At 53.5% G+C, this 14,206-nt stretch carries 9 protein-coding genes; 3 read left to right on the top strand and 6 right to left on the bottom strand.

Annotation, left to right across the window (positions count from 1 at the left end):
* Positions 1–93: 93 nt before the first annotated feature.
* The 6 genes from CRP01_RS06310 to CRP01_RS06285 all read right to left on the bottom strand — a co-directional run bounded on the left by CRP01_RS06310 (position 94) and on the right by CRP01_RS06285 (position 7,959).
* Entirely contained in the window at positions 94–1,803 is a 1,710-nt protein-coding gene (locus CRP01_RS06310) for a GMC oxidoreductase (protein ID WP_099149160.1), read from the bottom strand.
* A 68-nt stretch (positions 1,804–1,871) separates the two neighbouring features.
* A complete protein-coding gene (locus CRP01_RS06305) occupies positions 1,872–2,387 on the bottom strand; it encodes a gluconate 2-dehydrogenase subunit 3 family protein (protein ID WP_099149159.1) in 516 nt (171 codons plus the stop codon).
* Between the two features lie 96 nt (positions 2,388–2,483).
* Positions 2,484–3,077 carry a Maf family protein gene (locus CRP01_RS06300; RefSeq protein ID WP_099149158.1) on the bottom strand — a complete coding sequence of 198 codons (594 nt, stop codon included), beginning with the start codon at positions 3,075–3,077 and terminating at the stop codon, positions 2,484–2,486.
* Positions 3,078–3,122: 45 nt separating this feature from the next.
* Positions 3,123–4,052 (bottom strand): geranylgeranylglycerol-phosphate geranylgeranyltransferase, encoded by a 930-nt coding sequence (locus CRP01_RS06295; RefSeq protein WP_099149157.1) that lies wholly within the window; start codon positions 4,050–4,052, stop codon positions 3,123–3,125.
* A 9-nt stretch (positions 4,053–4,061) separates the two neighbouring features.
* The gene (locus CRP01_RS06290) at positions 4,062–4,565 is read right to left on the bottom strand and encodes a KdsC family phosphatase (protein WP_099149156.1); all 504 of its coding nucleotides are present in this window, start codon (positions 4,563–4,565) and stop codon (positions 4,062–4,064) included.
* Positions 4,566–4,686: 121 nt separating this feature from the next.
* Positions 4,687–7,959, bottom strand: a complete 3,273-nt coding sequence (locus tag CRP01_RS06285) for an AAA family ATPase (RefSeq protein WP_099149155.1) — start codon at positions 7,957–7,959, stop codon at positions 4,687–4,689.
* A gap of 278 nt (positions 7,960–8,237) precedes the next feature.
* Here CRP01_RS06285 and CRP01_RS06280 point away from each other — a divergent pair, with 278 nt between their 5' ends.
* From CRP01_RS06280 to CRP01_RS06270, 3 genes are all read left to right on the top strand, one after another.
* The gene (locus CRP01_RS06280) at positions 8,238–10,856 is read left to right on the top strand and encodes an AAA family ATPase (RefSeq protein ID WP_233752637.1); all 2,619 of its coding nucleotides are present in this window, start codon (positions 8,238–8,240) and stop codon (positions 10,854–10,856) included.
* A gap of 113 nt (positions 10,857–10,969) precedes the next feature.
* Positions 10,970–12,265 carry a hypothetical protein gene (locus tag CRP01_RS06275; protein WP_099149153.1) on the top strand — a complete coding sequence of 432 codons (1,296 nt, stop codon included), beginning with the start codon at positions 10,970–10,972 and terminating at the stop codon, positions 12,263–12,265.
* A gap of 188 nt (positions 12,266–12,453) precedes the next feature.
* On the top strand, positions 12,454–13,911 hold the full coding sequence (locus tag CRP01_RS06270; RefSeq protein ID WP_099149152.1) for an amidohydrolase family protein: 1,458 nt from the start codon (positions 12,454–12,456) through the stop codon (positions 13,909–13,911).
* Positions 13,912–14,206: the final 295 nt, after the last annotated feature.

Raw genomic sequence — 14,206 nt, 5'->3', positions numbered from 1 at the left:
CAGTTCTGCGAGCTTACCAATCCTTTCCTTGGCAAAAATGTCCAGTAGTGTAGGCGTCAATATACTATTCGCCGAATAGCAAGCTTTACCGCATTAGATCAATTCACCCTTTTTCATCTGCTCAACGGCATAATTGGCCGCCCGGGCCGTCAGGGCCATGTAAGTCAGCGAGGGGTTTTGGGTCGCGGTGGAGGTCATGCAGGCCCCGTCCGTTACAAATACGTTGGGACAGGCGTGCAGTTGGTTCCATTTATTGAGCAGGGAAGTTTTGGGATCGTGCCCCATCCGGACGCCGCCCATTTCGTGAATGTCCAGCCCCGGCGCCTGTTTCGAATCGCTGGTCCGGATATTGGTGAAGCCGGCCTTCTCGTACATTTCGGTGAATTGCTCGAAGAAGTCCTTGATCATTTTTTCGTCATTATCGTCGTAGTCCAGATCGATCTTCAGCAGCGGAATGCCCCATTCGTCTTTTTGTTCGGCATCCAGACTGACCTGATTGGTCTCTTTCGGGATGGTTGCTCCCATCATGTGGGAACCGACCCGCCACGGTCCTTCCTTGTCTTTGCCGCTGGAGAGGAGGTTGGCCCGCAGTTCATCGCCAAAACCGTCACTATTGACCGGAATGCCGCGTCCGGTACCGAAGCCGGCCGCGTAGCCGCGCAGGAAGTCGGTTTCCTGCCGGTGTACGTTGCGGAAGCGCGGGAAGTACATGCTGCTGGCCTTGGCTCCATCCGTCGTGGAATCCAGGTGGCCCTCGTGGATCGCGCTGATCCGCGCCCGGTAGTTGTGGAAGGCCACGTATTTTCCGAGTAGCCCATTGTCATTGCCCAGTCCGTTCGGGAAGCGTTCCGATGTGGAATTCAGCAGCACCAGATTACTGTTGAGCGCCGCTGCATTCACGAAGATCACATCCGCAAAATACTCGGTCGTTTCCTTGGTATTGGCGTCTACGATCCGCACCCCGGTAGCCTTATTCGCTTTTTCGTCAAATATGATCGAATGAACTACCGAATGGGGGCGCAGCGTCAGGTTATTGGTCCGCATCGCCCAGGGGATCAGGGTGGAATTGGCGTTGAAATAACCGCCAAACGGGCAACCGCGCTGGCAAATGCGCCGGGCCTGGCAAAGCCCGCGGCCCTGTTCCCGGAAGATGGGCCGGTCTTCGGTGATGTGCGCACAACGGGCGTAGATCACGTGCCGGTCCTGATAATTGTCCTTGATAAAATTCTGGAAATAGCTTTCGACGCAATTGAGTTCCCAGGCCTTCAGGAATTCTCCGTCCGGCAGATGGGCCAAACCGTCTTTCATACCGGTAACGCCGATGAATTTTTCCACGTAGCTGTACCAGTCGGCCAGGTCTTTATAGCGAATCGGCCAGTCTACGGCGAAGCCGTCCCGGTCCGGTCCTTCGAAATCAAAGTCGCTCCAGCGCTGCACCTGGCGGGCCCACATGATGGATTTGCCCCCCACCTGGTATCCCCGGATCCAGTCGAACGGTTTTTCCTGCACGTAGGGATGCTCGGTGTCCTTAACGAAAAAATGGGTGGCATCCTCCCGAAAGGCATAGCAGCGGCTGATCACCGGATTGTCCTTACGGATCTCGTAGGGCACCTGGTTGCGGTGCTTGAACTCCCAGGGCTGCATATTGGTCGTCGGATAATCCTTGAGGTGTTCCACGTTCCGGCCCCTTTCCAGAAGCAGGGTTTTTAGTCCTTTTTCACAAAACTCCTTGGCGGCCCATCCGCCGGTCATTCCGGCTCCGATCACAATGGCATCAAAATGATGATCCGTATTATTTGACATGCTGAGAATATTTTAAACGGTAGCGATTTAGGTTGATAAAAAGCAGATATAGAAGGTCCCGGAGGGTATTATACCGGGACACAGCCGTTGTAATGACCCGGAACGAACTCAAAATCCATGTGATTGACCAGGAAGTATTCCGAAGTTGTAAAATGCTGGACAGTCAGGCGCTTGGTCGTTTGTAAAAAGTACTTCATCTCTTCGGGGAGCGTTTCGGATTCCGCTACTTCCGTAAACAGGGCAAGCTGCTGCTCGGGCTCCAGTTTTTTGAAGTCGGTGCCATACTGCTCCTCTATTTTGGTGGCAAATGCCTGCAATCCGGTGAGGTATTTCTGGATATCCTCCGGCGCGTAGCAGTCGTTGAGCATGGTCAGCACAAAATGCGGGGTTGTTTCCGGCGTGCTGATCTCCGGTTCACCGGCGGGTAAAATGGCGTCGGTGAGCCATTCCACCAGGTGGTATTGTTCCGTTTCCAGGGGAACCCGTTCGTATACGGGAGGGCTTTCGGTAAACTTACAGGCCGGTAAAAAACTGAACCCGGCTGAGATCAGTCCGAGATTGCGGATGGCAGTTCTTCTTTTCATCTGAATACTTGTTGAGTAGTCCGGTACGATGGACTGTTAGGTAGACGGAGCAAAAGCGACTGACACTGACTTGCTCCGGTGCAGGCATCGGCTATTTTAGAATTTCATGAGCTCCCGGTACACCTGTTCCATCGGCAACCCCATAATATTGGAATAGGTACCTTCGATCTGTCGGATCTTGGACAGCCCGATCCACTCCTGAATGGCGTAAGCACCGGCCTTGTCGTAGGGTTTGTAGTGGGTCAGGTAAAAATCGATCTCTTCCTGGCTTAGGGTCGCAAAATGCACTTTGCTGATGCCGGAAAAAGTACGTTCCCGTTCCTTTGAGAGCAGACAAACCCCGGTGATCACCCGGTGAATATTTCCGGATAGATTCTTCAGGATATGGACGGCATCTTCATAATCCCGGGGCTTGCCGTAGATCTTGTCACCGAGTACCACGATACTGTCCGCAGCCAGTACGATCTCCTGGTCCTTTATGAAGGAAGCGGCAGCCTGGGCTTTTTTGCGGGCCAGGAAAGCGGCCACGTCTCCCACCGGCATATCTTCCGGGAAATCTTCTTCGACCTCCAGCAGTTCCAGCCGGTACGGGATGCCCGCCTGTTGCAGCAATTGCTGGCGGCGCGGTGATTTGGAAGCGAGAATGATCGGGCGTTTCAGCCACGGGAGATTCGGAAATTCTGTAGACATTAAATTGAGTTGTTTTTTGTTGTAAGTGCCGGGGTGTCATTAGCCTCAGGCAAAACTTAGCAGCACCAGTACGCCCAGTAACATCAACAATTTGGTCAGGCCGCTGACCTGTTTGAAGTTGGACTGCTGGCTGATCCGACTGAGGTAATAGATGATCATAAACGTAGGCACCGCCAGCACCAGGCCGATCAGGGCGGTTTTCCAAAAGGTAAAATACTGACCGAAGTAATAGGTGCACATGCCCAACAGCAGGATCAGGATGCTACCCAGCAGGATACAGAAACCCTTCACTTTTTCCTGGCCCCAGGCAATGACCGTCGTCTGGTAACCGGCAATCCGGTCGCCGGATTCGTCCTCCATCACTTTGATCAGTTCGCGCAATAAAGTAGTCAAAAAAGCGAAAATGGCGTAAGCCAGGATCACATTGACCACGAGACGGCTCAGATCGGGTTCCATTCGTTGCAACTGCTGGAAACCGGGTAGCTCCGATAGCCAGACGACCAGGGCAACTCCGGCGCAGTACAGGGCGATGAGCAGATGCCCTACCATGGGCCGCCTTTTCAGATAACTGGAATACAGATAAAGTCCGATGGATGCGATGGGGTAGAGCGCGAGTAAGCGAAGGTTATTCACGTAGAAACTCAGGTAAACCGACAGGAAAAAGCCCACACTTTGCATACAAAAGTAGATCCACAGCGCCGTTCGACGCTGGATGTAGCGGGAGATCACCATTTTTTCCGGTTTGTTGATCCGGTCCGCTTTCAGGTCCATAATATCGTTAATCACATAGCCGCTGGCGGTGAGAATGACCGTTACCAGAACCAGTTGGGAAAAGTGCAGCAGGCCCATGCGGCCCTCGACCCCAATGTCCTGAAAGTTGTTGTGAAACAGAAAAAAATAAAGCAGGTATTGGGTCAGGGCCACAATGATCAGGTTCGGCAATCGTACCAGTCGTGCTATTGCGAGAATAATCATTCTGTGGCATTAAGGAGTCATCCAATTATAATGTAGACGCAGCACTTTTTCGATGACATCCCGCACACAACCCTGGCCTCCGGCCAGAGGCGAAATGTATTTGCTGATCTTAATGATCTCGGGAATGGCATCCTTGGGACATACCGGCATACCGGCCCGGCGCATGGATTTGTAATCCGGCCAGTCGTCGCCCATGTAGAGGATGCCTTCTTCGTCGAGATCGTAAATATCGACCAGTTCTTCGTAGGCTTCCAGTTTGTCATCGACGCCCAGGTAAAGGTCGGTGATCCCGAGCCCCTCCAGTTGTTCGCGGATACCATCCGAACGGCTGCTGGACAGAATGGCGATCCGGTATTCCTGGGCTACCGCCGTTTTCAACGCCAGCAGGTCCCTCTTGTTTAACTGACGCACGAGTTTCCCGTTTTCCAATACCAATAGCTGGCTGTTGGTGAGCACTCCGTCTACGTCGAACAGAAAGGTATGTACTTCGCGAAATGATTCCAGATGATTCATAAGTTGCTACTTCTACCTCGGCAAATGTAGTTCTTAGGATCGGGTTGGCGTAAAACCCGGCGTTAAAAAAGTATACGGTATGTTGGGTGGGGTTGGTTTTATGTATTCCCGGATTTCCTCCTTAATCAAACAGATATTCCCGGATCGCTTTTGGCAGTCCGGCAAATACCAGGATCTTGAATTCTTCGGGATTGATGTTGACCGCATTGGTGAAACCGGAGCGCAGATCCGTCATGATCTGCTGGCTATCGAACAGCCGGATCACCTTGAAGGTACCGGCTTCGCCGCTTGCCTGTCCGTTCACTTCCAGACTGAGCCGGATCGGCACGGGGTTTTGGTGTGCGGTATAGAACAACTGCAGTCCCTGTTCGCCGCGCAGCAACTGAGAGATATTGTATCCCTCCGCCTGCAGGAACTGTTGTTTTTTATCCAGGGTGTAGTGAATGTCCAGGTGGTCCAGGAAATTAGCGTACAGTTCGAGCAGGAATTGTACTTCGTTCCGGCCCAAACCGGTGATGCAGGATTCCAGGTGGATCTTTACCTGCTCCCGGCGACCCTGGAAAAATCCATCGGCCACCAGTCGCAGAATACCGACATTCAAGTAATAGCGAATAAACTCGGTCTCCAGCGAGTCGAACAGATCCTGCTGGTACTGGTGGGTCTCACCGATCTGCTTCAGTCCTTCTTCCTGAAAAATGCGATCCCGGTAATATTCCCGCACTCCTCTGGACCAGTCTTTCCGGGGGATCAGGCTTCCGGAGCGCAGCCGAAGCGGAATGGCCGGCAAACCGGGGAAATAATGCTCACTGAAAGTCAGCAGTTTAGTCTGCAGGTCTTCCTTCGCCTGGGCGATCTTTTCCTTGAAATCGTAATACTGCCAGTCGACGGCACTGCTGGTGCCCGGAATATAGCTGTCCCCATCCATCTGATTTACCCGGTTTTCCAACTGGGTAACCACATTCAGCAACTTGCGGAAAAAGCGCCGTCCGGTATCCTGGGCCGGCATTTCGGGGAGCCAGGTGCCAGAAATGGGCGTGAGAAAATCCAGCGGCAGAATGCGCGGGTACAGTTTGTCGTCCCGCAGCAGGATCTCAAAGATGATCGGCGTGTCGGTCTTCGTACTGATCAGCTGTTCGGCCGAAAGCGTGGTCAGGTCCTTTTCGATCTGACGCTTTAATGCCCGCCCGCCCATTTTGGCATCGTAGCCCCGGCGGGCCACCCAGGCCAGAGCATCCTGGGAAATATTGAGAATGGTGGTCCGGCGTACAAAACCGTCCCGCTTCAGCAATTCCTTGATCTGCAGGCGGGCGATCCGGAGGATGTCCTCCAGTCCGAGCGGATTAAATACGACGATCTTGTTGATCCGGTTGATGAACTCCGGCCGGAAGTGTTGCTGTACAGCCTTGAGGTAGACGCTGTCGTCCTGTTCGTTGGCCCGGAAACCCAGTTGCCGGTCCTTATCTTCGGCCCCCACATTGGAGGTCATGATGATGATCGTATTGGTAAAATCTACGGTTTGCCCCAGGCTGTCCGTCAGGCGTCCGTCGTCCAGCACCTGGAGCAACAGATCGTGGACACTGGGATGCGCCTTTTCAATCTCGTCCAGCAAAAGGACCCCGAATGGCTGGTACCGGACTTTGCCCGTGAGCTGACCTTCGGGATTGTTCTCATCGCCGATCAGCCGGTAGACGGCCAGTTCGTCGATGTATTCATTCATATCGAAGCGCAGCAACTGGTGCTCGTCTCCGGAAAGATGCCGGCAGAGTACCTTCGCGGCCTGGGTCTTACCTACACCCGTCGGGCCGATGAACAGGAAGGAGCTGGCCGGCCGGTTCGGGTCGTTGAGCTTGGCTTTCAGCAGATTGATGATGTCACTCAGCGCCTGTACGGCTTTTTCCTGACCGACGAGTTCCTGGGCCAGCAGGTTCTTGACCTCACTGGTATTGAATTTCAGACTGGAATCGAAGAGGAAATCACGCAGACCGCTGTAAGCCCGGAATTCTTCCCGTACCTCATCGGCGTCCACCGTCCGGAAACGGTATTTGGTAGCCAGGCGTTGCATCAGGTTGAGTACACTGCCCGGCAGGGCCTGGCGTTGCAGGAAGTTACGCTGAATGTACATCAGTTGCTGAATGGCCTGGATACTGATCTCCACGCTGTTTTCCAGCTCCAGCCGGCGGCGTTTTCGCAGGACGATCTTGGCCGTAGTCTCCGGCGAAGGTTCGGCCATCCGAACGACCTGGAACAGGTCCGAAAAGCGGCGGTCCTTGTCCTGGATCACCTTCCATTCTTCCGGAGTGGCCAGCAGGATCAGTTGCAGTTGACGCTTGTCGATGTAGCTTTTGAGCACATCGCTCAGGGACATATTGTTACTGGCGGATTTGCCGATCCGCAGCAGACTTACCGGATTATTGACCAGCATTTTATCCGACTGGTCGCGACCATCCGGATAACGCAGGTGTTGGATAATGGCTTCAAATCGTTTCTGCCACATGCCCACTACGCTCATACCGCTGATGATGCGGTTCGGGTCGATCTGCCAGACGTGCTGCATGGATTCCCCGGGCAGTTCGTGGTAATACCCTTCCAGGTAGCGCCATATCACCTCTTCGATTACGGCGGTCTTACCGACTCCTTCCGGGCCAATGATGGCCAGTGAGGTATTGCTGCGGCGGAAAATGAGCTGATACAGCCGGTCTACCAGTTCATCCTGGAAAAAGGCGCGGTCCAGTTCGTTGGGATAGCGACTGTTCAGGTCCTGCCCGACGCGTTCCAGTTCGATGGCCCCGTTGAAATCTTCCGATTCCTGGAGGTTGGAGAAGAACCAGTTTTGGGTATCCCGTTCGAATTTCAGCTGTTTTTCGTTGATGTGGATGCCCACTTCTACGGTAGTGACGAAGTCCCTGCGCCCGGCGTAATAATTTATCGGGTCGAATTCTGAATCTTCTTCCTGATATTCCCGTAAAAGGAAACGTACAACTTCTTCCGTGCGATTCCGCTGTTCGGTGAGTCGCATACTAAGATCTCCCAGAACATACATAAAGTGATCGAAACCGGGCAGGCATCCGAACAGGTAGTTCTGCCATTCGAAGATCACGCAAAGGAAAGGTCCTTTGATGTATTCTTTCCCCAGACTAAATTCAAAATGGAAACGATGGGTTTCCAGGTCCGGATCGAAGGTAAACCACAGCAGGTCCTGTGCGTTACTCCGGTCCACCGAAAAGCCCTTAAAAAAGTGCTTCAGCTCTTTCTGGTACTGAGCTACTGCCAATTCATACCGCAGGTTGGTTGAAATGGGGTGGGCAATAAAAACCGGTCGGAGGTAATACTGACTTTTTCCCTCCACCTTTATATCCTGTACCAGTGTGGGTACTTTTAATTTTATAAAGGTCATAAGAGCTGCTGACTGAGGGCGTGAATATAGGCAATTTTTGAAGATACGATAATCAGAAGCTGCAATGATCTGAATTTAAGATCGCGCCGGTTTTTTTGGTTTTAAAAAAAAAGGGGGATATTGTCACAAGTGGACCCTGGTAATCGTTAATTAAGCGGTTGGGGTTGGACGGTAGACGGTGGATGGTTGACGGTAAAAAAGCAGTGTGCTATCCACCGTCAACCCTCGACCATCCACCGTCTACCCTCAACCCTCCACCGATAATCGAAATATACACATTGAAGAACTACAAGTTAAAAGAGCTACGGACTTACACCTCCACGGAGTGGCTGGCCGATAACCGAAAGAAGTATCGACAGGTTTTTGACCGGTATCAGACGACTTATGTATACGCGGAACTATCTTTTTACAATAAGTTGTTCGATATCGAGGACTGGGACATTGAAGTGGAATTGCGCTGTTTTTCCCTGAAGAAAGGCAAAAAGGAACTTTGCATTCTGCCTTTTCGGCGGAAGGTCAGCAAATACGATCATACGGTATACGTGCGGGAAGGCTGGGGAAATAAGTCCGAAGGCGCATTCTGGAAAAAAGGCACCTACTACTGGGAAGCCTGGATAGAGGGAGAGAAAGTTGCTACCAAATATTTTTACATCGAAGATCCGGGCGACGAGGAGATCCCCGGTCTCAATCCTTTCATCGAAGTTCAATCCATCAAATTATACGAAGGGCCCTATGACGATGTGCCCGAAGAGGAGCGGCAGTATTACCGGCAGTTCAGTGCCGAAGATACCCGCTACATCTACGTGGAGATCGTACTGCGCAACATGCTGTACGGAAAGGCCTGGCACTGCGAATTGTTCACCAAATTTTTCAACGACGCCCGCGAGCTGAAAGGCCAGGTCGTGCGTTTGCAGCGCATCGAGAAGAAAGACGAGTGGATCAAGATCACCGCCGGTTGGGGCTCCAACGTTAAGGGATCCTGGCGGGAAGATCGCTATACGGCCGAGCTGATCTTTATGGATCGGCTGATCGCCGCTATTCCGTTCGAGGTGGAAGAGGAGTTCGAAAAGGGCATCCCGGGCGTGATCCTGCCGGATCGGCTCGCACCGGTCATCCTCTCCCCGGAAGTGGAGGACGACGACTCTTTCGAAGAGGTAATGGCCAAGATGGAAGATCTGATCGGCCTGGTGGATATCAAGGAACAGGTACGCAATCATGCAAAGTATATTCAATTCCTGCAACTGCGGAAAAACCGCGGTTTTGAGGAAAAAGACGAGATCAACGTACACTCCATTTTTATCGGTAACCCCGGTACCGGCAAAACGACCGTAGCGGGTATGATGGGCCGCCTCTACCGCAAAATGGGGCTCCTTACCAAAGGGCACGTTCACGTGGTGGATCGGGTAGATCTGGTTGGTGAGTACATCGGGCAGACCGCACCGAAAGTAAAATCAGCCATCGAAAAGGCGCGGGGCGGAGTGTTGTTTATCGACGAAGCCTACTCGCTGGCCCGCTCCACGGAAGACACCAAGGACTTCGGACGGGAAGTGATCGAGATCCTGGTCCGGGAAATGTCCAACGGACCCGGGGATCTGGCGGTGATCGTGGCCGGCTACCCCAAGGAAATGAAGCAGTTCCTGGATTCCAATCCCGGACTGAAATCCCGTTTCCGGCTGAACTTCGAGTTCTCGGATTATCTGCCGCAGGAGCTTTCCGTGATCGCCGAATACGCCTGCCGGGAAAAAGGCGTGGAACTGACCGAAAATGCCCGGGGCAAGATCGACGAGATCATCGTGGATGCTTACCGCAAGCGGGATCGTACCTTCGGCAACGCCCGTTTTGTGTACGATCTGATCGAAAAAGCCAAGATCAATCTGGGACTGCGCATCATGTCCTTGGAAGCCCCGGAAATGGTCAATAAAGAAGATCTGGCGGTGATCCATCTGGATGACGTACAACTCATCCGCCTGGACCGCACGCAGGAATTACCGAACATTCCGGTGGACGAAGGTCTGCTGCAGGAGTCGCTGGACGAACTCAGCCATCTGATCGGCATGGAGCGCATCAAGGCACAGATCAACGAAATGGTGCGGCTGGTCCGTTTTTACCGGCAGTCGAACCGCGACGTGCTCAACAGCTTCTTCCTGCACACCGTATTTATCGGAAACCCGGGCACGGGTAAAACGACGGTCGCCCGCATTCTGACCAAGATTTATAAGGCCCTGGGCGTACTCGAACGCGGGCATATGGTAGAGACCGATCGCCAGGGACTGGTGGCCGGTTATGTGGGGCAAACGGCGATCAAAACCACCGAGAAGATCGACGAAGCGATGGGCGGCGTGCTGTTCATCGACGAAGCTTATGCACTTACCCAAAGACCTACCGGCGGCGCGCAGGGCGATTTCGGTGACGAAGCCATCCAGACCCTGCTGAAGCGCATGGAAGATAATCGCGGATTTTTCTTCGTATTCGTTGCCGGTTATCCGGATAATATGGAGTCTTTCCTCAAAGCGAACCCGGGCCTGAGTTCCCGCTTCGATAAGATCCTGAAATTTGAGGATTATTCACCGGAAGAACTCCACCGCATCGCTTTGATGATGCTGTCGGAAAACGATCTGATCCCGAGTCCGGAAGCGGAAGAACACCTTAAGAATTATCTGTCCTATATTTACGAATACCGGGATAAGTATTTCGGCAACGCCCGGACGGTGCGCAGCGTCGTGCAGGAGGTAGTCAAGGAACACAATCTGCGATTTGCCGCCCTGCCGGCCGAAGAACGTGCCAATATGCCGGAAAACCTGCTGACCCTCGAGGATGTGGCCAGTCTGAAAATGGACAAAACGGATTTTGTATTCAATAAGAAAACGATCGGCTTTCGGGCTTCGGGAGGAAGATAGGACTATGGGACATTCGGGGGCGCGGAATTAGGGATGATGATCAGGTGAAAAAGTTATGATCCTGCGGATCAAAGCCGCAGACAATAAATACCCTTACACTACAATCATTAGCCGTGGAAAACACCTTAGACCCTGTATACTCCGTACCCTGGAGTGTCCCTAAAAAAATTGCCTTCCGGTTCTTTTTTATCTTTTTTCTGCTGTTCATCATCATCCAGAACAACGGGGCTTTTCCCGGCTGGGATATTTTGATGAAGTATCCGACGGAACTGCTGCATTTGTTCATTCCCTGGGTGGGCGAACACATCCTGCACCTGCCCGAGAAGATCACCGTATTCACTAATGGTAGCGGAGATACCCGGTACGACTATGTGATCGTCTTTACGATCTTCGTCCTGTCGGTATTGGGCACGGTAATCTGGACGCTGCTGGACCGGAAAGCCAGTGATTACGATACGCTCTATTACTGGCTGACGGTGGCCCTTCGCTTTTACGTGGGCCTGATGCTGATCAGCTACGGGCTGGTCAAGGTGATCAAATTACAGTTTCCTTATCCCGGTTTTTACCGGCTCACCCAACCTTTCGGGGAAGCTTCGCCGATGGGACTGGCCTGGACCTTCCTGGGTTTTTCCAAAGGTTATAATCTCTTTATGGGCATTGCCGAACTGGCGGCCGGTTTGCTGTTGTTCCGGCGTACCATGACCTTCGGGGCGGTGATCACCCTGATGACGGCAGCCAATGTAATGGCGGTCAACTACTTTTTCGATGTTCCGGTGAAGATCCTGTCGACGGCTCTGGTGACCATGAGCGCCTTCCTGCTGGCCCGGGATGCCGAGCGACTGTTCCGGTTCTTCTTTTCCGGGGAAGCCGTCAAATTACCGAAGATCGAGATCCCGCCGCAATTGCGGAAAAAGGGATTCCGCATCGCCCGGCTGGTCCTGAAAACCCTGGTGATCGGATATGCGGTCATCTACGGAGCGATCAAGGTGAACGGTTATTCCCGGGATTTTGGCGAGAACGCCCCCAAACCTGGACTCTACGGCCTGTATACGGTCGATACTTTTATCGTCAACCGGGATACCCTGCCGCCGCTGAAAACCGATACGCTGCAGTGGGCGCAGTTGCAGATCGAACGGGAAGGTTTTGCCCGGATCAAGTACATGAACGACCGTTCGGCGGGTTTTGTAACTACGCTGGATACGACCGGTCGTAGTTTAAAATTCATGAAACGGGATTCTTCCGAGCAATATTCTTTTATTTACGAACTGCCGGACACCAACCGCCTGCGCCTGATAGGCACGATGCAGGAAGATACCGTGGCCATCGTTTTCAAAAGGCTGGATAAATCGGATTTCCTGTTACTCAATCGCGGGTTTAACTGGGTAAACGAATATCCGTTTAACCGGTAGAGCACGGTGCTTTATGAGTAAAGGTTTTGGAGCGGGGTATTGGGGCGAAAAGTAAAGTACTGCAAGACAGGATAGTGATAATTATGGGCAGTACATTATACTATACGCGTCGATCCTCCGGCCACACCCATAACCACCAAATGACCGAAATAGACCAAAGCCCGGTTTAAATCTTCAAAAAGACTAGTATGCAAAGAATGACACTGGCACTGCTGTGCCTGCTCGGCAGTCTGTTGGCCTGCAATACCCCGGATAACGCCCTGGAGCAGGCTACGCTGGCGATCACTTCCGTCCATGTTATTGACGCTGAACGTGGTTTACAGGAAAATAGAACGGTATTTCTCCGGGACGATAAGATCCTGGCGGTACACCCTGCGGGGGAGGTAGCGGTTCCGGATCAGGTGCCGTCCGTTGATGGTAGCGGCAAATACCTGATCCCCGGGCTCTGGGATGCCCACGTTCACCTGGCCTTCGAACCGGATATCTCGCCGGCGATGTTTCGCCTGTTTCTGGTGAACGGGATTACCAGTATCCGCGATACGGGCGGAAAACTCGATCTGGTTAAGCCCTGGAAGGATGCCGCAGCGGCCGCACCGGAAAGCGCACCGAGAGTCATGATCGCCGGGCCGCTGATCGACGGGCGGCCACGTGTGTACGACGGCAGTAGCCCCGGGCGGCCGGAACTGGCGGTGGAAGCCGGTACGGTGGAGGAAGTTCGGGCCATCGTGGCCGAGCTGGACGCGGCGGGAGTCGACCTGTTGAAGGCCTACGAAATGCTGAGTCCGCCGGTTTACCGCGCGCTTTTGGAGGAAGCCGAAAAGCGGGGGCTACCCGTGACCGGCCACGTTCCGCTGAGTATGGATGTAGTGAGCGCTTCGTCCGCCGGGCTTCGCAGTATTGAACACATGCGCAACCTGGAAATGTCCTGCACGGACAACTGGGAACAGTTGCTGGAAGTACGGCGGGTGAACCTGCGCGAGGGCAGGGGAGAGGCCGGGGGCGATCTCCGGAGCCGCTTGCACCAGATGCACCGGACTTATGCGATCGAGCATGCAGACTCCCTCACCCGCGCCGGAGTACTGGCGGCTCTGGCCGAGAACGGCACCTGGCTGGTGCCTACCCTCACCATCGTAATGGCCCGCGTCAACCGGGTCTACGCCCGCGAATCCTGGCGGGAGCAATACCAGTACCTGCCCGACAGTGCGGCCGCGCGCTGGACCCGCAATTCACTCGTGGCTGCAGACCTGCCCATCGATACCAGTAGCCGGATCTTTGCGGCCTGGGGGCAGGATATGGTAAGCCGGCTGCCGGCAGCCGGCGTGGGGATCATGGCCGGTACGGATTGCCCGATCGCTTTTCTGACCCCGGGTTTCAGTCTGCACGAAGAACTGCGCCTGCTGGTGGAATCCGGACTCACGCCCATCCAGGCGCTGGAGGCCGCTACGGTTCGTCCGGCAGAATATTTTAACTTGCAGGATTCCCTGGGGACGATCGAGTCCGGAAAACTGGCGGATCTGGTATTGCTTCGGGCCAATCCACTGGAGGATATTACCAATACCCAGACGATCGAATCAGTGATCAGAGCGGGTAAACTATACGACCGTTCTGCTCTGGATGCCTGGCTGTCCGAACTGGCGGCAGAGTGAACCGAAGGCGGATAAATGGGGTACTATGGGTAATATCCCGGTTAAAAAGGTTCATGAAGGGCGGGAAATAATCCTTTCGATCGGACGTTCGATTAAAGTTAATGGCAGCACTACCGACCGGCAAACTGCACACCGGTGGGTGTCTGAATATTTGTTGATAGAAGTGTGATCGGACCGGGAGACAGCCGCCGGGAAGAAAATCGGAGCAAAGTTATGGGCGGTACGAAGGGTGCCGCTGTATTGGTTTGCGTCTACCTTTCCCGTTTAATTGATCACGCACCGGAGCTAAAATCTT

This window comes from Flavilitoribacter nigricans DSM 23189 = NBRC 102662 (genome assembly GCF_002646595.1).
In the GTDB taxonomy this organism is placed as follows: domain Bacteria; phylum Bacteroidota; class Bacteroidia; order Chitinophagales; family Saprospiraceae; genus Flavilitoribacter; species Flavilitoribacter nigricans.
This window is presented reverse-complemented; position numbering and strand designations above follow the sequence as displayed.